General features: G+C 45.4%; 16 protein-coding genes and 2 rRNA genes. 12 read left to right on the forward strand and 6 right to left on the reverse strand.

All coding sequences use genetic code 11. From position 1 onward, the window contains the following. The first annotated feature begins 164 nt into the window (after window positions 1-164). Both EGM68_RS03595 and rrf read left to right on the forward strand, forming a co-directional pair. A 23S ribosomal RNA gene (locus EGM68_RS03595) occupies window positions 165-3094 on the forward strand. 77 nt (window positions 3095-3171) lie between these two features. Further along, window positions 3172-3288: ribosomal RNA gene (gene rrf / locus EGM68_RS03600) — 5S ribosomal RNA — on the forward strand. A gap of 183 nt (window positions 3289-3471) precedes the next feature. On the opposite strand, the gene EGM68_RS03605 is transcribed toward rrf, so the two are convergent. Continuing rightward, window positions 3472-3897 (reverse strand): MarR family winged helix-turn-helix transcriptional regulator, encoded by a 426-nt coding sequence (locus tag EGM68_RS03605; RefSeq protein ID WP_025675712.1) that lies wholly within the window; start codon window positions 3895-3897, stop codon window positions 3472-3474. Window positions 3898-4100: 203 nt separating this feature from the next. Between EGM68_RS03605 and EGM68_RS03610 the strand changes: the two genes are divergently transcribed. From EGM68_RS03610 to EGM68_RS03625, 4 genes are all read left to right on the forward strand, one after another. Next, window positions 4101-4541 (forward strand): OsmC family protein, encoded by a 441-nt coding sequence (locus EGM68_RS03610; RefSeq protein ID WP_090737030.1) that lies wholly within the window; start codon window positions 4101-4103, stop codon window positions 4539-4541. A 58-nt stretch (window positions 4542-4599) separates the two neighbouring features. Then, window positions 4600-6285 carry a dihydrolipoyl dehydrogenase gene (gene lpdA / locus EGM68_RS03615; protein WP_129548673.1) on the forward strand — a complete coding sequence of 562 codons (1686 nt, stop codon included), beginning with the start codon at window positions 4600-4602 and terminating at the stop codon, window positions 6283-6285. A gap of 450 nt (window positions 6286-6735) precedes the next feature. Further along, the gene (locus EGM68_RS03620) at window positions 6736-7950 is read left to right on the forward strand and encodes an MFS transporter (protein ID WP_481855130.1); all 1215 of its coding nucleotides are present in this window, start codon (window positions 6736-6738) and stop codon (window positions 7948-7950) included. Between the two features lie 13 nt (window positions 7951-7963). Then, a complete protein-coding gene (locus EGM68_RS03625) occupies window positions 7964-8533 on the forward strand; it encodes a sugar O-acetyltransferase (RefSeq protein ID WP_013369292.1) in 570 nt (189 codons plus the stop codon). A 121-nt stretch (window positions 8534-8654) separates the two neighbouring features. Here the strand turns inward: EGM68_RS03625 and EGM68_RS03630 are convergent, their stop codons facing one another. Beyond that, complete coding sequence (locus EGM68_RS03630; protein ID WP_090737024.1) at window positions 8655-9209, reverse strand: helix-turn-helix domain-containing protein; 555 nt, start codon at window positions 9207-9209, stop codon at window positions 8655-8657. A gap of 112 nt (window positions 9210-9321) precedes the next feature. Here EGM68_RS03630 and EGM68_RS03635 point away from each other — a divergent pair, with 112 nt between their 5' ends. From EGM68_RS03635 to treR, 4 genes are all read left to right on the forward strand, one after another. After that, on the forward strand, window positions 9322-9903 hold the full coding sequence (locus tag EGM68_RS03635) for a LysE family transporter (protein ID WP_013369294.1): 582 nt from the start codon (window positions 9322-9324) through the stop codon (window positions 9901-9903). Between the two features lie 277 nt (window positions 9904-10180). Continuing rightward, window positions 10181-11908, forward strand: coding sequence for an alpha,alpha-phosphotrehalase (gene treC, locus EGM68_RS03640; RefSeq protein ID WP_129548674.1), 1728 nt, complete (start codon window positions 10181-10183; stop codon window positions 11906-11908). Window positions 11909-12013: 105 nt separating this feature from the next. Then, complete coding sequence (gene treP, locus EGM68_RS03645; protein WP_013369296.1) at window positions 12014-13978, forward strand: PTS system trehalose-specific EIIBC component; 1965 nt, start codon at window positions 12014-12016, stop codon at window positions 13976-13978. A gap of 76 nt (window positions 13979-14054) precedes the next feature. Then, window positions 14055-14804, forward strand: coding sequence for a trehalose operon repressor (treR, locus tag EGM68_RS03650; RefSeq protein WP_013369297.1), 750 nt, complete (start codon window positions 14055-14057; stop codon window positions 14802-14804). A gap of 122 nt (window positions 14805-14926) precedes the next feature. On the opposite strand, the gene EGM68_RS03655 is transcribed toward treR, so the two are convergent. From EGM68_RS03655 to EGM68_RS03665, 3 genes are read right to left on the reverse strand one after another with little or no spacing between them, the layout of a single operon-like run. Further along, the gene (locus EGM68_RS03655) at window positions 14927-16126 is read right to left on the reverse strand and encodes a Ger(x)C family spore germination protein (protein WP_013369298.1); all 1200 of its coding nucleotides are present in this window, start codon (window positions 16124-16126) and stop codon (window positions 14927-14929) included. After that, on the reverse strand, window positions 16119-17222 hold the full coding sequence (locus EGM68_RS03660; protein ID WP_013369299.1) for a GerAB/ArcD/ProY family transporter: 1104 nt from the start codon (window positions 17220-17222) through the stop codon (window positions 16119-16121). Before EGM68_RS03660 ends, EGM68_RS03655 begins: the two co-directional genes overlap by 8 nt. A gap of 25 nt (window positions 17223-17247) precedes the next feature. Further along, complete coding sequence (locus EGM68_RS03665; protein WP_013369300.1) at window positions 17248-18936, reverse strand: spore germination protein; 1689 nt, start codon at window positions 18934-18936, stop codon at window positions 17248-17250. 317 nt (window positions 18937-19253) lie between these two features. On the opposite strand from EGM68_RS03665, the gene nirB reads away from it, so the two are divergent. Beyond that, on the forward strand, window positions 19254-21683 hold the full coding sequence (gene nirB / locus EGM68_RS03670) for a nitrite reductase large subunit NirB (protein WP_129548675.1): 2430 nt from the start codon (window positions 19254-19256) through the stop codon (window positions 21681-21683). A gap of 42 nt (window positions 21684-21725) precedes the next feature. Further along, window positions 21726-22055, forward strand: a complete 330-nt coding sequence (gene nirD, locus EGM68_RS03675) for a nitrite reductase small subunit NirD (RefSeq protein ID WP_013369303.1) — start codon at window positions 21726-21728, stop codon at window positions 22053-22055. 67 nt (window positions 22056-22122) lie between these two features. Here nirD and EGM68_RS03680 read toward each other — a convergent pair whose 3' ends face one another. Next, window positions 22123-23796, reverse strand: coding sequence for an exosporium glycoprotein BclB-related protein (locus EGM68_RS03680; RefSeq protein ID WP_058831275.1), 1674 nt, complete (start codon window positions 23794-23796; stop codon window positions 22123-22125). Window positions 23797-23822: the final 26 nt, after the last annotated feature.

Genomic DNA, 23822 nt, shown 5'->3' on the forward strand with positions numbered 1-23822 from the left:
AGTGGGAATGAGATATGCTATTTATCCGGCCTTAAAACCGGAAAAACGTGCACCTTGAAAACTGGATACCGAAACGAAATTGCGTTTTAGAATATTCCTTTAAGCTGATCTTGTGTAAACAAGTGAAATAAAGGTAGCATATCGTATTTACATTGTAGATACTAGGTTAAGCTACAAAGAGCACACGGAGGATGCCTAGGCGCCAGGAGCCGACGAAGGACGTGGCGAACAACGATAAGGCCTCGGGGAGCTGTAAGCAAGCTTTGATCCGGGGATGTCCGAATGGGGAAACCCGGCTGTCTTCATCGACAGTCACTACTCACTGAATTCATAGGTGAGTGAGAGGCAGACCAGGGGAACTGAAACATCTAAGTACCCTGAGGAAGAGAAAACAATAGTGATTCCGTCAGTAGCGGCGAGCGAACGCGGATTAGCCCAAACCAAGGAGCTTGCTCCTTGGGGTTGTGGGACGTCTCACATGGAGTTACAAAGGAACCGGTTAGATGAAGAGGTCTGGAAAGGCCCGCCAGAGAAGGTAAAAGCCCTGTAGTTCAAAACCTGTTCCCTCCGAGACGGATCCCGAGTAGTGCGGGGCACGTGAAACCCCGTATGAATCCGGCAGGACCATCTGCCAAGGCTAAATACTCCCTGGCGACCGATAGTGAAGCAGTACCGTGAGGGAAAGGTGAAAAGCACCCCGGAAGGGGAGTGAAATAGATCCTGAAACCGTGTGCTTACAAGAAGTCAGAGCCCGATCTATGGGTGATGGCGTGCCTTTTGTAGAATGAACCGGCGAGTTACGTTCCCGTGCAAGGTTAAGGTGAAGAGCTGAAGCCGCAGCGAAAGCGAGTCTGAATAGGGCGACTTGAGTACGTGGACGTAGACCCGAAACCGGGTGATCTACCCCTGTCCAGGGTGAAGGTGCGGTAACACGCACTGGAGGCCCGAACCCACGCATGTTGAAAAATGCGGGGATGAGGTGGGGGTAGCGGAGAAATTCCAATCGAACCCGGAGATAGCTGGTTCTCCCCGAAATAGCTTTAGGGCTAGCCTCGGAAAAAAGAATCGTGGAGGTAGAGCACTGATTGGGTGCGGGGCCCGCAAGGGTTACCAAGCTCAGTCAAACTCCGAATGCCATAGATTTAGTTCCGGGAGTCAGACAGTGAGTGCTAAGATCCATTGTCGAAAGGGAAACAGCCCAGACCATCAGCTAAGGTCCCCAAGTGTGTGTTAAGTGGGAAAGGATGTGGAGTTGCACAGACAACCAGGATGTTGGCTTAGAAGCAGCCACCATTGAAAGAGTGCGTAATAGCTCACTGGTCGAGTGACTCTGCGCCGAAAATGTAACGGGGCTAAACACACCACCGAAGCTATGGCTTGATGCTTTGCATCAGGGGTAGGGGAGCGTTGAATGCGGGTTGAAGGTGTACCGGAAGGAGCGCTGGACTGCATTCAAGTGAGAATGCCGGTATGAGTAACGAAAAGATCTGTGAGAATCAGATCCGCCGAAAGCCTAAGGGTTCCTGAGGAAGGTTCGTCCGCTCAGGGTAAGTCGGGACCTAAGGCGAGGCCGATAGGCGTAGTCGAAGGACAACAGGTAGAAATTCCTGTACCACCGTAATCCGTTATGAGCAATGGGGTGACGCAGTAGGGTAGTGACGCGGACTGATGGATGTCCGTCTAAGCAGTGAGGCTGATGTGTAGGCAAATCCGCACATCGTGAAGGCTGGGCTGTGATGGGGAGCGAAAATTATAGTAGCGAAGGTCATGATCTCAGACTGCCAAGAAAAGCCTCTAGCCAGGAGAAGGTGCCCGTACCGCAAACCGACACAGGTAGGCGAGAAGAGAATTCTAAGGCGCGCGGAAGAACTCTCGTTAAGGAACTCGGCAAAATGACCCCGTAACTTCGGGAGAAGGGGTGCCTCGGTAGGGTGAATAGCCCGAGGGGGCCGCAGTGAAAAGGCCCAAGCGACTGTTTAGCAAAAACACAGGTCTGTGCGAAGCCGCAAGGCGAAGTATACGGGCTGACGCCTGCCCGGTGCTGGAAGGTTAAGGGGAGTGGTAAGCTCTTCGGAGCGAAGCTATGAACCGAAGCCCCAGTAAACGGCGGCCGTAACTATAACGGTCCTAAGGTAGCGAAATTCCTTGTCAGGTAAATTCTGACCCGCACGAATGGCGTAACGACTTGGGCGCTGTCTCAACGAGAGATCCGGTGAAATTTTAATACCTGTGAAGATGCAGGTTACCCGCGACAAGACGGAAAGACCCCATGGAGCTTTACTGCAGCTTGATATTGAATTTGGGTACGATCTGTACAGGATAGGTGGGAGCCGTTGAACCTTGAGCGCCAGCTTGAAGGGAGGCATCCTTGGGATACCACCCTGATCGTATCTAGGTTCTAACTTGGTACCGTGATCCGGTACGAGGACAGTGTCAGGTGGGCAGTTTGACTGGGGCGGTCGCCTCCTAAAGAGTAACGGAGGCGCCCCAAGGTTCCCTCAGAATGGTTGGAAATCATTCGAAGAGTGCAAAGGCAGAAGGGAGCTTGACTGCGAGACCTACAAGTCGAGCAGGGACGAAAGTCGGGCTTAGTGATCCGGTGGTACCGCATGGAAGGGCCATCGCTCAACGGATAAAAGCTACCCTGGGGATAACAGGCTTATCTCCCCCAAGAGTCCACATCGACGGGGAGGTTTGGCACCTCGATGTCGGCTCATCGCATCCTGGGGCTGAAGTAGGTCCCAAGGGTTGGGCTGTTCGCCCATTAAAGCGGTACGCGAGCTGGGTTCAGAACGTCGTGAGACAGTTCGGTCCCTATCTGTCGTGGGCGTAGGAAATTTGAGAGGAGCTGTCCTTAGTACGAGAGGACCGGGATGGACGTACCGCTGGTGTACCAGTTGTTCCGCCAGGAGCACCGCTGGGTAGCTATGTACGGAAGGGATAAGCGCTGAAAGCATCTAAGCGTGAAGCCCCCCTCAAGATGAGATTTCCCAGTATGTAAGACCCCTTGAAGACGACGAGGTAGATAGGTTGGGGGTGGAAGTGCAGTAATGCATGGAGCTGACCAATACTAATCGGTCGAGGGCTTATCCTAAGATAAGGCGCAATGAAGTTTCGGATCCAGTTTTCAGGGTGTAACCTTGAAGTTAGAATTTGCGAGGCAAATTCATGTTTGGTGGCGATAGCGGAGGGGTTCCACACGTACCCATCCCGAACACGACCGTTAAGCCCTCCAGCGCCGATGGTACTTGGACCGCAGGGTCCTGGGAGAGTAGGACGCCGCCAAGCAAGATAAAAAGGCACATCCCAGTAAGGGGTGTGCCTTTTTTTGGAATCAAGCCGATCTTACTTACTTAACCATTTACTTCTACTTTTCCAGTAAGTATAGAAGTGTAAAACAGCAATTACATGCGCGCTTTATAAGAAAAACGACCAAGGGAAGTACCTTTCTTGGTCGTTTTTCTATATTTGCTATTTCCTTGTGTTATCAACCATTCTCTGAAGCACACTCTCAAAGGTATGAAGATCGTCTTGAGAGATCCCAGCAATGGTGTCTTGCTTAAACTTCTCAGCAATCGGCAGAAGCTTAAGACAAACCTGCGTACCAAGATCGGATAATTGAATTTGTTTCATTCGTTTGTCTGTGTCATCAATACTTCGAAGTAAATACCCTTCGGCTTCTAGTTTTTGTAGCAGCCGCACCACACTTGGCTCCTTAATCGACAATTCTTCTGCAAGTTCTCGTTGAGTCATGGATTTATGTGTATAGATATAATACATCGCAATCCATTGACTCCTAGTAATGTTATAAGGCCGAAATTCTTTCTCCAAGGCTTCCGAAAAGATTTTTCCACTACGATTGGTAATAAAAGCAAGACAATTCTCTAAGTTAAACATGGCCACACCAACCCATTCAACTAAACTATATTTCTTATACATCAACTTAAGTATAACAGACCTTTGTACTTTTCATCATATCAGATACTTTCTTAACAGCTAAAATAAATTACTTAGCTAACTATTGATTTTTGAAACCAAGAGTGCTACAATTTCCCTGAATCAAGTTATTTTTTTCACAAAGTAAACGGGAGGTTATATTTATGTTAACTACATTTAAAGCTACTGCAAAAAAATTACCTGAAGGGTTGCAGGTGGAAGCTCAATCTAGAGGGTTTAAAATTGTGATGGATGAACCTGAAGATTTTGGTGGAACCGACAAAGCGATGAATCCGGTTGAAGCACTTCTGTGTGCGCTTGGTGCATGTCAGTCGATCGTTGTTGCTGCTTTTGCCGAAAGCTTTGGGTTTTCGTATGAAGAATTCCATATAGAGCTGGAAGGAGATTTGGACCCGGATGGGTTCATGGGGTTAGCGGATGTTCGTTGTGGCTTTCAGGAGATTCGTTTTGTCATGCACTTTAAAACGACAGAGAGCCAAGAAAAAGCAGAAGCTTTTGCAGCGTTTGTTGAAAAGACTTGTCCTGTGGGTGATTGTTTGGCTAATGGGGTTAAATTGGTACAAGCTGGCGTAGTCAGACATTAAATTATTCGCTAAAAGGGCTCAATAAATTCTCTTTTGGTTGTGAAGGAGTTTGAGAATTATGGAAGTTAAAATGTCAATGATCCCTGGAGGAAAAAAGGGGAAAGCCAGCAGAAATCACGTCCAGCTCGGACAAAACGTTTCCTTTGGGGATGTACTACTTGAGGTTGAGACAGGAAAAGGTGTTCGAGAAATTACAGCGACTGTCGAGGGAAGCATTAGTAAAATCCACTTTGAAGAAGGCGACGAAGTGTCCTCTAATCAGGTCTTGTTTACAATTGACGCTGCTGCCGAAGAGGGGACGTCTACAGTAACATCACAGGCTACTAAGATGGAACAACCTACACTGGATAAGAACGTGGATTTACTAATTATTGGAGCTGGACCAGGAGGGTATGTGGCAGCGATTTATGCCGCTAAAAAAGGAATAAAGGTGGCCTTGGTGGAAAAGGAGGAGTTGGGTGGCACCTGTCTTAATGTAGGGTGTATTCCAACTAAATCCCTGGTGAAGTCTTCTGAGATTTGTCACCACATCAAGGAATCGTCTTTGTTTGGTATTCATACGGGAACAGATCTTCAAGTCGATATGAAACAAGTCATTCGTCGTAAAGATGAAATCAAAGGAAAATTGATTTCGGGTATTGATTATTTAATGGAAAAAAATAATATTGAAATTATTCGCGGTCAAGCAGCCTTTTTATCTGCCACACAAGTAAGCGTCAAAGGACAACGACATTACCAGGTTACAGCAAACGATATCATTATTGCGACAGGTTCTAAAATTACCAAAGTGAATATTCCCGGCATCAATCTTCCTATTGTAATGAATAGTACCGATGCCCTTGCCTCTACTGAACTACCAAAAAGTATTACGATTATTGGCGGTGGTGTGATTGGTATGGAGTTTGCTTTCATCTATCGCAATTTCGGCGTAAAGGTTCACGTAGTAGAATTTATGGATCGTTTGTTGACCATGGTTGACAGTGACATTTCAGAAGAAATTAAACATTCGGCAGAGAATGCTGGGATTCATATCCATACCCAATCTAAGGTATCTAAGATCCAACAGGCGGACAATGGACAGGCTATTGTCACCTATGAAAACAAACAAGGTGAGCATTTGTTAGTTAGCGAGAAAGTGCTTGTTGCGATCGGACGTGAGCCCAATTTGGATGGACTGGATATTGAACAAGCGGGTATCCAGCGCAATGAGCGAGGGAAAGGCATTGCCGTTAACGAATATATGCGTACAAACGTCGAACATATCTATGCCATTGGTGATGTGACGGATATTATGCAGCTTGCCCATGTCGCCTCCCATCAGGGGATCACGGCTATTGATGCCATCATGGGTGGATCGGAAGGTATGCACTATGCCGCCATTCCAAATGTCATCTTTACTTCACCCGAAATCGCAAGTGTTGGTATATTAGAGGATCAATGCAAGCGAGAGGGAATGGATTTCAGTGTAAGCAAAGTTTCGTTCTCCAGCAATGGGAAAGCATTAACGATGAATGAATCGGAAGGCTTTATTAAATTGATAAAGGATAATGTGACACAAAAAATTGTGGGTGGATCGATCATTGGTCCAGATGCATCATCTTTAATCAGTAGCCTGACATTGGCGATTGCCAATGAGCTGACAGAGCAGCAAATCACGCAAACGGTTTTTGCTCATCCAACGACTGGAGAAGTGATTCACGAAGCTGCGTTTGGCCTTAGCATTGGAGCGCTTCATCAAGCGTAACATTAAAAATAAAAGGAATGCTTCTAGTCTAAGTAAACGGACAAGGAAGTATTCCTTTTTTCATTATTGAATGTTCATGTAAGGTACATATACGAAACCGATCATCATAATGCTTTTGAGGAGAAAACGAAGAGGATTGACGGAGGAAGAGAGATGTATAGATCCATTATTGTAGGAACTGGTCCTACCAGACTAACCGCTGCCTTTACTTGGCGCATGCGGATATGAAGCCACTCGTCGGCATAACACGTCACACGGGAAGCGATTGGGGCGACTTGGGGATGGAGAAAAAACTTGTAATGATGAAGCACTGAAAACGGGCAGGCGGCTGTCCTCAGCTTTATCATACTGCCCAGTTTTTTTGACAATAGTGCTGGATACGAGTAGAATAACTTGTTATAATGATACTTATTAAAAGATTTATAAAAAGTATCGTTAAGGAGCTAATTGATGACAGTAGAACCCTCCATGAATCCTAGGATAGTTCGCAATGTTTTATTTGTTTTATTCGCTTTACCGGGTATAGCTTTTGCATCCTGGGTGTCCCGCACGCCTGTCATACGCGATATTTTGCATGTCTCGACTGCCGAAATGGGGATTATTATTTTTGGATTAGCCGCGGGTTCCTTATTGGGACTACTTAGTGCGGGCAATGTTATTTCTCGTATAGGTGGACGGTTGGTCATTCTGGGAAGTGCGCTTTTGATTGTGATTGGTTTTGTCATTGTAGGGTTGGGAACTGCATTTTCGCTCACGAGCATGGTGTTTGTTGGTTTGGTCATCTTTGGTGGTGGCTATGGTACAGCCGAAGTAGCTCTTAATGTCGAAGGTTCTGCGGTAGAAAATCAGTTGAATAAAACGCTTTTGCCCGCCTTTCACGGTTCGTTTAGTATGGGGACACTTATAGGAGCTATCATCGGTTCTGGAGCAGCGGCGTTACGAATACCTGTTGTGATTCATTTTGGAGCTATGGCTGCCATGATTGCCGCAGTAACTTTCTACTTGTATCGTTATTTGCCTCATGATACAGGTAAAGAAAAGGAAGTTTCTACGCAAAAGGTTGGATCTAATATGAAGGTTCAGCTTGCTGTCTGGAAAGAAAGGCGAATCCTACTGATTGGGATCATCGTGCTCGGGATGGCGTTTGCAGAAGGGGCTGCGAATGACTGGCTGCCGCTCACGATGGTAGATGGTTATGGCGTAGACTCCTTAACAGGCTCCTATATGTATGGGTTATTCGTGACCGCGATGACCATTGGGCGTTTCACAGGTGGATTTATACTGGATAAATACGGCCGTGTCCCTGTGTTGAAAGGAAGTGCTGTCCTGGCTGCTGTGGGTATTATTCTAGTGATCTGGGGACAGCATTATCTCTTAGCTGGATTGGGTATCTTGCTATGGGGGCTTGGAGCTTCACTTGGTTTTCCTGTAGGTTTGTCTGCTGCCGGAGATGATCCTCGTGGTGCGGCTGTCCGGGTAGGAGCCGTAGCCACAATAGGTTATATTGCCTTTTTAGTGGGACCTCCGGGATTAGGGCTTTTAGGTGAACATGTGGGTCTCCTGCATGCTTTAATTGTAGTGCTCATTGGCGTTATTGTTGCTGGTTTGATATCGGGTGCTGCCCGGCCCGTGGGGACGAAAGAAAAAAATGAGATTAAAATATAAAGGGGATTGTCGCATGTCTATGAAAACGGAAAAACAAAAGATGCTGGATGGGGAACTGTATGTAGCAGCTGATCCTCAATTAACGAGTGAAAGAGAGTATGCGAGAAGATGTGTACGTCTCTTTAATCAGACGACTGAGGCGGATAGTGAGTACCGTGAAAAGTTACTTAAGGAGCTTTTCGGTTCCACAGGTGAAAATATAAGCATGGAACCCAACATACGCTGTGACTACGGATACAACATCCATGTTGGGGAAAATTTCTATGCCAACTTTGACTGTACCATTTTGGATGTATGCGAGGTGCGTATTGGGGATAATTGTTTTCTGGCTCCGGGAGTCCATATTTACACAGCGACTCACCCCCTTGATCCATTTGAACGAATTGCTGGTCCAGAGTATGGAAAGCCTGTAACGATTGGCAATAATGTATGGATTGGCGGCAGGGCGGTTATTAATCCCGGTGTTACGATAGGTAATAACGTCGTAGTGGCATCAGGAGCAGTCGTAACCAAAGATGTTCCAGATCATATGATTGTAGCTGGGAATCCGGCACGAATAATCAAGCAAGTTGAAATCTCCTAAACAACAAACAGGTTAATCATTTATGATTTGTACCAAAGATCCTATTAAAAGAGCCTCTTATTTTAATAGGATCTTTTATATTTAAGGACTTTTACATATATGCTCTTCAAGAATTGAACTACTATACAGAGTAATAAATGATCATATTCATCCTTACCAGGGTTTCTCCAAAATTATAGTATATGTGCGGACGGTCTGCTTTAAAGCGTATCGAATCTCCGGCTTTCACCGTGTACGTTTCTTCGCTGACTTTTACCACCATTTCACCCTCAAATACGGTAATAAATTCTTCAGTACCCTCACGGTGAGGGGCGGAACTCAGTTCCCCGCCTGTTTCAATCTCTACGGTGTAGACCTCAAAATTTCTGTTTCCTTCATAGGGGAAAAACGGATACAAACGATAGTGATTGCTTTCTTCAAGCACTTGTATTTTGCTTTTAGGAACGACTATGGCATCGGCAGGCGGTTCGCTAATCAGGGCAGTGAATGATATTTTTAGGCCGTTTGCAATTTTCCATACCGTTGTAATCGAAGGATTCGATTCTCCGCGTTCAATCTGGCCGAGCATTGTTTTACTGATCCCCGTCAGGTCAGCTAATTTATCTAAACTCAATTTTCTTTCATTTCTTAGATGTTTTAGGTTTTTACTTAAAATCAAATTAATATTCTCCATCATTTTTTCGCTCCCTATTGTGCTATATAAAGACCATGATTTACAATCATGAAGTACAAATGTGCGTTTCAACGTACATTTCATTCAATTATAACACACTGGAGTTGATTGTTGCATGCCGTTTATTCCATTTTTATCTTATGTGCTTGTTACTAGCTTTACGCCAGGCCCCAACAATATTATGTCATTGGACAGTGCCAGGCGGTTAGGTTTGAAGAGAGCTTTTCCATTCTTACTGGGAGTAACAGCAGGCTGTTTCGCCATTATGCTGTTAGCCTGCTATTTTAATCTAGCTTTATATCATTTCTTGCCTCGAGTAAAAATCTGGATGAATGTTCTTGGTAGTCTGTACATGCTTTATCTGGCAGTAAAAATAGCAAAGAGCAAATCTACTTCGGAGGATAATGACCACAATGAAGGATATTCCTTCAAATCAGGACTGCTGCTGCAATTTATCAATTTAAAAATTATTTTGTATGGTATTACGGTCATTTCAACGTTTGTAATGCCGTATGATGTGTCGTATATGACAATGTTTACGATCTCGTTACTCCTGACCTGTATTGGTTTTGTAGCTGTAATGTGCTGGGCGATTTTCGGAGCCATGTTCCAGCGCTTCTTGAATAAGTATGAGCGCTCCTTCAATATCATTATGGCCTTATTGCTCCTTTATAGTGCACTATCCATATGGATTTAAATAAATACCGTATTCACGATTTAAAAGAGAGGTTCCTGACTTATAAGCAGGAGCCTTTTTCGTGTGAACAGAGCTTATTCAAAGATTCATGAAATATAATCCGGACAGAATGGATGAGTTTCCTGATCATTTAGCCGTAAAACGGGTATTACCTTAATACATAAAGTATATTGACAACTTGTATATACATGATTTAATCTTGTATATACAAGAAGTTGAAAGCGTTATAATAAATTCTTTTACGCTACTTCATTTCGCAAGAAAGGAATGAGCATGAATGGAAGCAATGAACAAGGCTTTAATTCCTCAAGATAAGGACTGGTGGCGCAAATCGGTCGTCTATCAGGTTTATCCCAAAAGTTTTAACGATACGACGGGCAAAGGAACCGGTGATATAAGAGGACTGACACAAAAGCTGGATTATCTGCAAGGACTGGGTGTTGATATTATCTGGTTGCAGCCTGTATATGTCTCGCCACAACGTGATAACGGGTATGATGTAGCCGATTATTGCCGGATTAATCCTGACTATGGAACAATGCAGGATTTTGAGGAATTGAGCCGGGAAATTCGGGCGCGTGGGATGCACTTGATGATCGACATCGTGGTTAACCATTCTTCCACAGAGCATGTCTGGTTTCAGCAGGCGCGGCTTTCTAAGGATAGTGAGTACAGGGACTATTATATCTGGCGTGACCCAGCACCCGATGGAGGACCTCCGAACAACTGGATTTCCAAGTTTGGTGGACCAGCTTGGCAGTATGACGAGGCTACAAACCAATATTTCTTGACACTGTTTGATAAGACGCAGGCGGATTTAAACTGGGAAAATCCCAAAGTTCGTCAGGAAGTTGTTAATGTGCTGGAATTTTGGGCAGAGAAGGGAGTTAGTGGCTACCGACTTGATGTCATTAATTTGATCTCCAAAGATCGGCAATTCTCGGATGACGATGGAAGCACGGCTCCTGGGGACGGGCGTAAGTATTATACGGACGGTCCGCATGTACATGAATACCTTCATGAATTATATGAGAAAGTATTCTCACTGTATAACAGTGTCACTGTAGGGGAGATGTCCTCCACCTCACTGGATCACTGTATCCGTTATTCCAATCCAGACAGAAAAGAATTATCCATGACCTTTAATTTTCATCATTTGAAGGTGGATTATCCCAATGGGCAAAAGTGGGAACTCATGGCTTATGATTTTGAAATGCTGAAAAAGCTATTCTCGGATTGGCAGATTGGCATGCAACAGGGTGGCGGCTGGAGTGCATTGTTTTTTAACAATCATGATCAGCCAAGAGCGATCTCTCGCTTTTTGGATGATAATGAATACCATGTGGAGAGCGCCAAGCTACTGGCAACCACGCTACATGGACTTCAAGGAACACCTTATATATTTCAAGGTGAAGAGATCGGAATGCCCAATCCGCAGTGGTCAGATATTGAAGAATTCCGTGATGTTGAATCGCTGAATATGTATCGTATCTTGCAGGAGCAAGGAAAAAGTGCAGAGGAAGCATTGGATATCATTCGAGAGCGGTCACGTGATAATTCGAGAACACCGATGCAGTGGGATAACACTCGCAATGCAGGCTTCACTACAGGCACGCCTTGGATTAAGGTAGATGAACGATATCCACAGATCAACGTTCAGTCTCAGTTAGAGGACCCGAACTCGATCTACAGCCATTACCGTAGGCTGATTCGTCTGCGTAAGACGGTACAGGTCATCACCGATGGGGATTACCAACGTTTGGACGAAGCTCATCCTCAGGTCTACGCATATCAACGCAGCAATGAACAGGAGACTTTGGTCGTCATCTCTAATTTTAGTGGGCGGGATGTACAATTCCGTATACCGGATTCATTTTATTTATCATTAGATAATCAAGCAGTAGCAGCGGCTGAGCTTTTAATCGGTAATACCCAGCATGCTCCACAGCTAAATCAGGTGGTCTCTTTGACTCCGTATGCTTCCTATATGTGGATTGTTCGTTAACCTTAGTGAATAGTATGGAAATATCCAGTAGCACCCCGGTAGTACATTTATTTTTAAGCCGGGGTGCTGCTTTAAAAATGAGCAAACGTCGAGGGAGTGGACTAGATGGCGATTGAAAGAGCACAGGTGGAAGACATTATAAAAGCCGTTGGTGGTAAAGACAACATAGAGGCCTCTACGCATTGCGTAACTCGTCTGCGATTTGCCCTGTATGATGATAAGTTGGTCGATAAAGATGCACTCGAACAAAATGATCTGGTCAAAGGCCAATTTTCTTCACAAGGACAGTATCAGGTCGTGATTGGCCCAGGTCTGGTGGATAAGGTATATGACGAAATGATCTCCATTACAGGAGGCAGTCGGGCTTCTAAGGACGATGTTAAGAACGCCGCTAGTAAAAAACAAAACCCGATTCAGCGTGCCATCAAGACGCTGGCAGATATCTTTATTCCTATTTTGCCCGCAATTGTGACTGCAGGCTTATTGCTTGGGATCAATAATATTTTGACTGGAAAGGGAATCTTTTTCGAAGGAATGGCTCTGGTACAGGTCTATCCTCAATGGACTGACTTTGCGTCTATTATTAACACCATTGCCAGTACCGCTTTTACATTCCTACCTGCCTTGATTGGATGGTCGGCCGTTGTTAGGTTTGGCGGTAGTCCTTTACTCGGGATTGTACTCGGTTTGATTCTAGTTCATCCAGATCTGCTAAGTGCATACAGTTATGCGGATGCCGTTACCAAAGGAACTGTTCCAGTTTGGGATTTATTTGGTTGGGAAGTGAACAAGATTGGATATCAAGGACAGGTTTTACCCGTTTTGGTATCCGCTTACGTGCTCGCACAAATTGAGAAATTCCTAAATAAAAAGATAGCGGATTCATTTAAGCTGTTGCTCGTTGCACCGATTACATTATTAATAACAGGATTTCTTGCATTTACAGTGATCGGTCCGGTTACTTTTATGATTGGTAATGCGATTACGACTGGTCTTGTATACGTTTTCGATTTGGCTCCTGCACTGGGTGGCCTGATTTATGGAGGTTTTTACGCCTTGCTCGTGATCACGGGAATGCATCATACTTTCCTGGCGGTGGACGTGCAATTAATTGGTACACAGGGTGGAACGTTCCTATGGCCGATGCTGGCCCTGTCCAATATCGCTCAGGGGGCCGGGGCACTGGCAATGATGTTGGTATTGAAGGAGCAAAAGGGAAAAGGATTGGCTCTTACCTCTTCCGTGTCTGCTTTTCTGGGTGTAACCGAGCCTGCCATATTCGGGGTGAATATTCGGTATAAATATCCGTTCGTATTCGGAATGATCGGTTCCGGTATCGCAGGTATACTGCTCACCGTAAATCATGTGTTGGCTTCTTCCATTGGTGTGGGAGGGATTCCAGGCTTCCTGTCTATTTTCCCAAACAACTGGGGGGTATTCTTCGTTGGGATGGCGATCGTATTGATTGTGCCGTTTGCTTTAACCTTTATGTATGGGAAGCTGCTCAATAAGCGTCGTCAGACTCCAGCTACACCAGCTAATGACTCCATACGGAAAAATTCGGACCAACAAAATTCTGCACTGGATGTGCTTGAAGTAAAGACTCCGGTACTAGGACATGTTGTGCCATTAGAACAGGTTCCTGATCCGGCTTTTGCCGAACGGCAGATGGGGCAAGGAATTGCAGTGGAACCGAAGGATGGTCGGATTCTTGCCCCTTTCAGTGGAAAAGTCATTCACATCATGGTGAAAAGCAAGCATGCCTTGATTTTGGAGCATCCAACAGGTGTGCAGATTCTGGTGCATGTAGGAATCAACACGGTGTCATTAAAGGGAGAAGGATTCACCATGCATGTGGAGACAGGTCAAAACGTGAAGCAAGGACAGCTACTGATGGAATTTGACCGTGAGCTGATTCAGAAATCAGGGTATCCTATGATTACACCGGTCATTGTTCCCGAAGGGCAGAGTATGATTGAATCGATTGAGGAATTGCCAGGTGAGGCGAACGATTTGCAATATGTCTTAATGAGAATTCATTTGAATTCTTCATCAGACAAAACGAATTAAGTCAGATTCATCCCTGCTAGCCTAATTTAGTAACTTGGTCAGTGAAAGAATGCTACAATAAACGTGGTGATGAAAATTGACTAAGAATATATTTTTGCAAATTTATCAAGAGTACTCGGGGCGAATCCAGACAGGCGAATTGGCTCCTGGTTCGAAAATGCCCTCTGAAAATGAATTGGCCCGGGAGTATAACACTTCTCGTGAGACTGTGCGTAAGGCACTTCACTTGCTTGCACAAAATGGGTATATCCATAAAATAAAGGCTAAAGGATCTTTTGTTCTGGATATCGGACGGATGGATTTTCCTATAGGAGGATTGGTCAGTTTCAAAGAAATGTCTGAGCGGATTGGGCGTAAATCACAAACGATTGTTCATAAAAATCAGTTGATTCCCGTTCCAGATGACATAGCTACTCATCTTGAGATTGACAAAGATAAGTATTTGGTTTGGGAAGTCATTCGTGCGCGTGAAATTGAAGGTGAATGTGTCATACTGGATAAAGACTACTTTCGATCAGACATTGTCCCTGTGCTTACCGAGGAAATTAGTCGTGAATCTATCTACGAATATCTGGAGGGGGAACTCCATCTTCCAATCAGTTATGCTAAAAAAGTCGTTTCTGTAGAAGATGCAGATGAAGAAGACCGTAAGCTAATGGACCTCCAGAACTATACTCATGTGGTTGTAGTACGTAACTATGTTTATCTGGAAGACACCACATTGTTCCAGTATACCGAATCAAGGCATCGACTGGACAAATTCCAATTCGTCGATTTTGCCAGACGTTCCCACGGTGAAGAGAGAAAGTCTGATTTTTTAAGCTGACCCATTAGGGTTGATCCAAGGACGAGAGATTAAATCGGAATAGTTCCCTGTGGTGGAAACCCCCTCTTCTAAGAAGAGGGGGTTTTTGTTAACTCCAAGGTAAATTTTTGAGTAGACTTCGACTATTCGGCAGAGGAACCTAAATCCGTAATGGTTAGTTTAATATCGAAGGTTACAGGGATTTTACTGAACTTATAATCCCAATCATCTTTTACTTTTTTCCACACCTGTGGTTTATCAATTTTCAGGTGATCACCAAAGCCGGCAACATCGACTTTATATTCGGATTGTAATTTGTGCATAAGAGACTTAATCCTTCTAGTCACTTGTTTTTCAAACTCTTGCTCAGCTTCTTTCATGTTCCGCGTCTCAGTCGGGTCTACCTTCTCATCCCAGTTTTCGATTAAACGCCCTTTGGATTCAATTTTTACGTGAAAGGAGATGTCGTCGTCCTTGCCCACTTTAGTTGTTATTTTGCTTTTTACCGATTTGATTTCATAAGTTATGGCTTCATTCCGCTTGTCATACGTTTTGACAGCTCCGCCCTCAACATCACCTGTAATCCATCCAATACTCTCCACGTCTTGTTGTCCCAAAGCACCAATCCAGTGACCGGTTTCCCCTTTAATAATGCCGGCACCTGAAAATTCTAATTCTCCCTTAGATTCAGTAATGTTTTGCAGTATATAGCTTTTTTTGGAGTGCATTAACCCATCTAATTCAGACAAATTGACTCCCCTCATTACCTTGCTGGTTCTAAAATGGTTACGAAGCATATTCAGAATATGAATAGACGGAATTTCGCCTGTATATTTGGTAACTAAGGTGTTGGCTGCTCGATCCTTACTTAAGAAAACCATACAACTTGGACGAATATCATTATCACGTAGCACAAAATCCATCAATTGTTGCATCGTTTGTAGTTTTGCCAGTTCGGTGGAAACCACGATGACTTTTAGGTGGTGACCAATAACGGGGCGATCCAAACGGAGAGAGAGCTGTCGGAAGATTTCAAGTATAGAATCACCGGTGCCAGCTATATTTACATAGTTTAGCTCTTGTCCACCGTCGCCGCCTTGTTGATTTGTGCTTCCGGATGATTTTTTGGGGACGATTTGTACGCTGGTCGTAATTGTATTTTTCTTGAAGTAACGGCTGCCTTTCTTCTCCAGCTCCTGTTCCAATGGACTGAGCTCTCCCTTATCGAGAGCCAATCCTGTATATATGCTAAGCTCCTCTACTTCCTTGCTGCTCCAGCAGCCGACTTGAGTCACCAGCAGAATGAAAGCAAGCAGCAAGGATAGGAAAGATCGTCTACACATTTTGCTTCATTCCCTTCTTCCTGATCATAAAAACGATGGAGAGAAGTACCGGGATCAGAAAAAATAATACGATTCCCATGTATCCGATCTCATCGCCAAGGCGAAACACTTCAGTCATACGAACAGGAGTCATCGTGGAAATAAAGATAAACGGGATTAAACCGAAAATCGCATAACGATATTTAAGACCAAATACCTGTGAGACACCTAAGGAAGCATTGAAGAAAAAACTACAGAAATTACAAAACATTTGCATCACCCAGATCACCAGCAGTGGAAACTCCAGACGTTCAAAAAGAAATCCGGGGATCTCAAAACTGCGCATCAAATTAATGGTAGGCCAAGTACTTGTCACAGTAGAATCTACCGATAGCCCGCCGATCACCATAACTACGGTCAAAAAATACAAAACTAATGGGATACTGATGCCCACTGCCATGGCCTTAAATGCTTTTTCGGGATGCTGCATAAAAGCGACCAGTGTCATGACGACTTCACATCCAGAGAAGACAAGAATAGTCGATTTTAGCCCTTTGATGACGGGTAATATCCCGTCACTCAATACAGGACGAAGATGATCAATTTCAAATATTCTTAAGCTAAAGAGAAAACAGAAAAGCAGAAAGAAGAGACTGATTGGAAGTACAATTTGGTACAGCCGCGCGATGGAATTAATGCCTCCAAACACCAAATAACTACCTACCCAAATGAATGGAATCACAATCGCCCAGATAGGTGTACCTTCAAGTAGAAAAAACATGGTTACTTCGGCTAACACACGGATCTCAAAGCCGGCTATAATTATAAAGTATATAATTAATAGCACGCTTAAGAATCCTCCCGGAACAGTGCCTACAATTCTTTTGGAGTATTGATACATGGTGTTTCTAGGAAACTGTTGACTTAATTTCACCATGATCCAGACGACGAAGATGACAATAGCTCCACCGATGAGGACAGAAAGCCATGCATCAGGAGTTTGTACTTGTTCAGTTACACCTCTCGGCAGTGTCAATATCCCCGCGCCCAATACGGTATTGGTCAGGAATACAGCCCCTTGCTTAGTTGTGATTTTATCATCAGAGCGTCTAAACACAGTGGCTCCTCCTTCGTATTGGGCATCATGATCTACGCTTGCGTTGTTGTGTTTTCATCATGACAGGTCTTCGTTTCATCAGAGACATAGGAGCCCGGATGTACAGATCCTTCCAATCGCTTAGGCGCATAGGGGAAAAGGGAGTTACATATGGTACACCAAAGCTTTTCAACTTCGTTAGATGGATACAAATTAACAGAAAGAACAATATGGTTCCAAACATGCCCAGCATTGCTGCAAAGAACATTCCGACAAAACGCAAAAGACGCAGGGTAATGCCCGCACTGTATGTCGGTATCGAAAACGATGAAATGGCAGTAACTGCAACTACAATCACAAGGAAGGGACTAACGATGCCCGCATTGACAGCAGCATCACCGATGACCAAGCCTCCCACAATGCCCATCGCAGGGCCAATGGGTTTGGGCAGGCGAATGCCGGCCTCTCGTAGAATTTCGATAGAGATTTCCAAAATCATGACCTCTATAACGGATGGGAAAGGGACGCCTTGACGGGTTCCGATAATGCTAATGACCAGCTTGGTTGGAATTAAACCGGGATGAAACGATATAAAAGAAATGTACAGAGCAGGCCCCATAAGCGCTATAAAAGCCCCGCTAAACCGTAGCAGACGTAATAGTGTCCCCGGAATCCATCGCTCATAATAGTCCTCGGGAGATTGAAGCAGCATACTGAAGGTCACCGGGACAATAAGTGCAAAGGGAGTACCATCCAGTAAGATCGCTATTCTTCCCTCCAACAAAGCATTAATAACACGGTCAGGACGCTCTGTATTATGAGCCTGTTGGAATGGACTTAAATAATTGTCTTCGATGAGTTGTTCCACATACCCGGATTCAGGTAAAAAATCCATGTCTATTTTTGATATTCTGCGGCTTACTTCTTCAAGAAGGTCTGGATTCACAATATCCTTTATATACGCGATAACCAGATCCTTTTTGATTCTGCTGCCCACTTGGAATTTCTTCAATTCCAAACTTTTATTTAAACCCTGGCGCCGAAGCATCGAAGTGTTTTCACTCAATACTTCCGTAAAACCGATTCTGGGACCCCGAAGCAATGCTTCAGAGGTTGGCTCATTGACGGAGCGAATAGCGCCATTAGGAGGGCCCACCAGTAGCGCTTCCTTCATTCCTTCAATTAATAGGGCTGTATGACCTAAAAGGATGAACTCGTACAGTTCCTCCATACGGGTAACTTCACTAATTTGCGTAAGTGGCATCAGGCTTTCTTTTATAAAAGAGTTACTTATACCTTCCGGTTGTTCCTGCTGATCCTGACCCTGCTGCTGGCCTTCAAACATCAAGACCTCCAATACCTGCTTGCTCATAAGTTTTTCATCCTGCATACCTTCTATGAAGACTAACACGGACCGAGCATGAAATTTCTTTACCACAAACTCACGAAAATGCACATCACTATTTTCGCCTATAGCTTCACGAATTGCCTGTAAGTCGGAATCATAATTTCCTGTAATTTTAGAGCTCGGTTCATGCTGCTGATCCATGTGCCCTTCGTTATGTTTATTAGAGAGCGGATGACTGGAAGAGTGTTTGGATTTGGCTCCCTTACTGCCGACAAACGAATAAATCGAGGTGTTTATATAATAAATTCCTAAAGGAATAATCAACGCGAGGCCAGCTTGAAAGAGTGTACTCCAGCTAGGAAGATAAGAAATGATTTTAGACCACATGCTGATTACCTCCAAACAATTCAATTCGTTTTCCCATAAGATACAAGTTGTTCATAAAGTATTCCTTATAACGGTTGTATTTACGCATGAATTGGAAAGATTCTTTCGATGACACTGCTATGATTTCCGGTCCTTACCTTAATCCCTTGAAATAGAATAGGGAAATCCCTAAATATTCATAATTTTAACTACATTGTGATCGAAATCACATATAGACCTATCTACTGTATTAGAATAGAAGCATAAACAATATTCATTAGAAACGTAGAGATGTCGTCGGATAGGAAGTAGCGTCGAATGAATGGAGGAACCGGTATATGATAAACAGTAAAAAGAAGCTTGTGGTTATAGGGAACGGGATGGCTGGTATCAATACGGTCGAACAAATTTTAAAATTAACAGATAAATATGAAATTACAGTCCTGGGAAGTGAGCCGCATCCGAACTATAACAGGATCATGCTCTCTTATGTGTTGGAAGGTAGTAAAACAATAGATGATATCATACTGAACGATTTGCAATGGTATGCGGATCAAGGGATTACTTTATATACAGGAAAAATGGTTAAAAGTATCGACGGTGAGCACAAGAAGATTCTCACCGAAGACGGACTGGAAATTGATTACGATGTGGCTTTGGTGGCTACTGGTTCACAATCGTTTATTCTGCCTATTCCGGGTAAAGAATTACCGGGAGTTATTGGTTTCCGAGATATCGCCGATTGCTCGGCCATGCTGGAAGCAGCGAAGACCTATAAAAAGGCCGCTGTCATTGGCGGAGGTCTATTGGGGCTGGAGGCAGCTAAAGGCCTGGTCAACCTCGGGATGGATGTTACGGTCGTTCATCTAATGGAAGATTTGATGGAACGTCAGTTAGACCGGGAAGCCTCTGCGATGTTGAAAGCAGAACTGGAACGTCAGGGAATCAAGTTTGCTATGCAAATGCAAACTGCGGAAGTGTACGGTCAAGATCGGGTACAAGGACTGCGCTTCTCGGATGGAAGCGAGCTGGAAGCAGATTTGGTTGTAATGGCCGTCGGGATTAAACCTAATATCCAGGTAGCTAAAGAAAGTGGTATGGAAACGAACCGCGGGATTGTGGTCGATGATTTCATGAGAACCTCCATGCCGGATGTATACGCTGTAGGGGAATGTGTTGAGCACCGTGGAATCTGCTACGGTCTGGTAGCTCCGCTGTTTGAACAGGGAAGTGTGATTGCCAAGCATTTGGCAGGCGTGGATACTGAAGGCTATGCAGGATCGGTAGTTTCCACCAAGCTTAAAATTTCAGGGGTAGATGTTTTCTCAGCTGGCGAATTCATAACCCAACCTGAACATACGGCGATTGTAGCGAAGGATGAGTGGAAGCGAACATACAAAAAGGTACTGCTTCGTGATAATAAAATTGTTGGTACTGTACTGTTTGGCGATGTGAGTGAATCTGCTAGTCTGCAAAAATATGTGCGTCAGCAAACGGAAATGACAGATGAGATCTATGGACAGATCATGGGTACTGGATGCGGCAATCACGGGGCGAAAACGTCATCCGTTGAAACGATGGCGGACGATGAAATTGTCTGCGGTTGTAACGGTGTGACTAAAAAGGCAATTGTGGAAGCAATCAATGAAAATGGACTAACCACCGTTGATGAAATTAAGGCATGTACCGGAGCTACGCGTTCTTGCGGAGGATGTAAGCCCGTTGTTGAGCAAATTTTGCAATATGTTCTTGGAGACAGCTTCAAAACATCAGCCAAGCAGGGAATATGTGGTTGCACAACCTTGAGCCGGGACGAGATTGTTGAAGCGATCAAAACCAAAGGGCTGACAACTACGCGTGAAGTGATGAATGTACTCGGCTGGCATAATGATGAAGGATGCTCCAAATGCCGTCCGGCGCTGAATTATTACTTGGGTATGATTAACCCTGATACCTATGAAAATGAGGGAGATTCCCGGTTTGTAAATGAGCGATTGCACGCGAACATTCAAAAGGATGGAACGTTTACAGTGGTGCCGAGAATGTACGGCGGTGTAACGACTCCAGAAGATTTGAAGAAGATAGCTGATGTATCGCTTAAATATAACGTTAAGGTCGTTAAAGTAACCGGGGGACAACGGCTGGATTTGATTGGTGTACGTAAAGAGGATCTGCCTAAAGTGTGGGAAGAACTTGATATGCCTTCGGGATATGCGTACGCGAAGTCACTTCGTACGGTTAAAACCTGTGTTGGCTCGCAATTTTGTCGTTTTGGTACACAGGACTCGATGGGAATGGGAGAAGTACTGGAACGGAAATTCGAACGATTGGATTTCCCGGCAAAATTCAAATTAGCGGTTAATGGATGTCCACGCAACTGTGCGGAATCATGTACGAAGGATATCGGAATCGTAGGCAACGATGGGGGCTGGGAGATCTTTATCGGTGGAAACGGTGGTATTAAAGCACGGTTGGCTGATTCACTCTGTAAAGTAAAAACCGACGCTGAACTGATTGATATTGTAGGAGCCGTGATGCAATTCTACCGGGAAACAGGGCAATACCTGGAACGTACTTCCGAGTGGGTGGAACGGATCGGTCTGGAAGAGATTCAGAAGGCTGTCGTTAACGATACAGCTAATCGACAAGCTTTAGTAGAACGCGTTGAATTTGCATTACAACAGGTCGAAGACCCATGGAAAAAAATCATCCATGATGAGGATACACGCAAGAATCTATTCGAGGCTGTCACTCCGTCTATTGTGTAAAATTGCATCTAAAAATGCCTGAGGAAGGAAGCGAGCAAGCAAATGATCAAGAATGCCGAATGGCTTGTTGTCGGTCATAGCAAGGATTTTCCGATCAGAATAGGACGCACTATCCACGTCAAAGGTGCTGAAATTGCTGTTTTCCGCACTTCGGAGAATAAGCTGTATGCTGTTGAAAATAGTAATCCTCACCCTAAGGGGGGTCCTCTTACAGAGGCAATAGTATCTGGTCATTATATTTATGATCCTTTGTATGACTGGAAAATTGATTTGCAAACAGGCCTCGTTCAAGAGCCTGACCACGGACAAATTAAAACGTTCGCCGTCTGTGAAGAGGGAGAAGTAGTGAAAATATCGCTTGAAACGGTTTAATTCATGTGAGGGAAAGTATAAAAAGGGCTCGACAGGAACAATCCTGCAGGGCCCTTTTTGTTTTGGATCAGGTAATAGTGACACCTGCACTTGCGTAACCCACCACGGTGTTGACGAGGGAAACGCCTGTCGCAGTGGCAGAGAAAACCATAAGCAGACGGGTTTGCGCGGTTACAGGTATAGCCAATCCAGTAGCAATACCACTAGAAGTCGTTCCTAAAGCAACGATGTCAGTTAGTGGGGGGGTCAATGTAACGGTAGCTCCGGGAACGGCTATAAAGGTGTTATTAGGTGTCGGGGAACTAAACAACTGGGCAGTAATGCTAACGGATGATCCTAAGAGGGTTAGAGCAGCAGTTGTACTGAAATATCCGGTAATGGATGTGATTACACCCCCCCGTGGAACGGAAAAAGCAAAGTTAATGAGTGGTCCTACAAGCGTACCTGTGAGGTCTATAACCCCATTTACAAGGCCAATACCTGTAGCTGAGCTTCCGAAACCAATCAAACTTGTGGTTCCTACCAATCCGCCAAGAACGGTTGTCAGTATAGCAGGACCACCGGAGGCAAATGGGATAATTGCCCCTGAACCGGTGGCTCCAGTAACCCCAGTGGCTCCAGTAGCTCCGCCGACACCTGTAGCGCCCGTGGCTCCAGCAGGACCGGCTGCGCCAACCGCGCCCGGCAGTCCATCAGCGCCAGTCGCTCCAGTGGCTCCAGCAGGCCCAGCCGCGCCAACCGCACCTGGCAGTCCATCAGCCCCGGTCGGTCCAGTGGCTCCAGCGGGCCCGGCCGCACCAACCGCGCCCGGCAGTCCATCAGCGCCAGTCGGTCCAGTGGCTCCAGCAGGCCCAGTCGCGCCAACCGCGCCCGGCAGTCCATCGGCGCCAGTCGGTCCAGTGGCTCCAGCGGGCCCGACCGCACCAACTGCGCCTGGCAGTCCATCAGCGCCAGTCGGCCCTGTGGCTCCAGCGGGTCCGACCGCACCAACTGCGCCTGGCAGTCCATCAGCGCCCGTAGCGCCTGTGGCGCCTGTTACACCCCCGGCAGGCCCAGCAGGCCCTTCAGGTCCGACGGCCCCGATAGGCCCAGCGGCTCCGACAGGCCCGGCAGGCCCAGCGGCCCCTACAGGCCCGGGAGGTCCTGGTGGACCCGGTACACCTGCTGGACCAGGCGCACCGCCAGGCCCCACAGGTCCGGGAGGTCCTGGTGGGCCCGGCACACCTGCTGGACCAGGCGCACCACCAGGCCCCACAGGTCCCGGAAGCCCTTGTGGGCCGGGCTCCCCTGACAAATACGGTTCACTTAGTGCGTTGCTAACCGTCGTACCCGCAGTTCTGATTGCACGGATTAAACTGTCTTTAAGAGTTGAATTGAGGGATTCCTGTAGAACGATGGACAATAGGGCATCCAGCAGTTGCTGTAATGTAGTACCTACGCTGATCGGAGAGAAAGGCGTGGCTTCTAATGCTACAATAGCAAGTTCCAACGCCGCCAGTAAATCTGCCTTAGCCCCGCTTCTAAGTCTTAAACTTTTCGCCAGAGACAGCAATTGTCTTAAAATCTGTTGCAATAAAGATACATTAGCCGCAGAAGGGTTTGCGAATACAAGTGGGACGATCGAGGTCAATTCATGAATAAGCTTGAGAAGCGCTTCGATACTTCTATTATCTCTTGGTGGTTTGCAGTCCTCGTCTTTTTTTGAAGCACCACTGAACCTGAACGGTCTTTTATGTTTCATGCTCAAGTATCTCCTCCTCATTCTTC

Origin of the sequence: Paenibacillus sp. M-152 (assembly GCF_003856555.1) — a bacterium.
Lineage (GTDB): Bacteria > Bacillota > Bacilli > Paenibacillales > Paenibacillaceae > Paenibacillus > Paenibacillus polymyxa_C.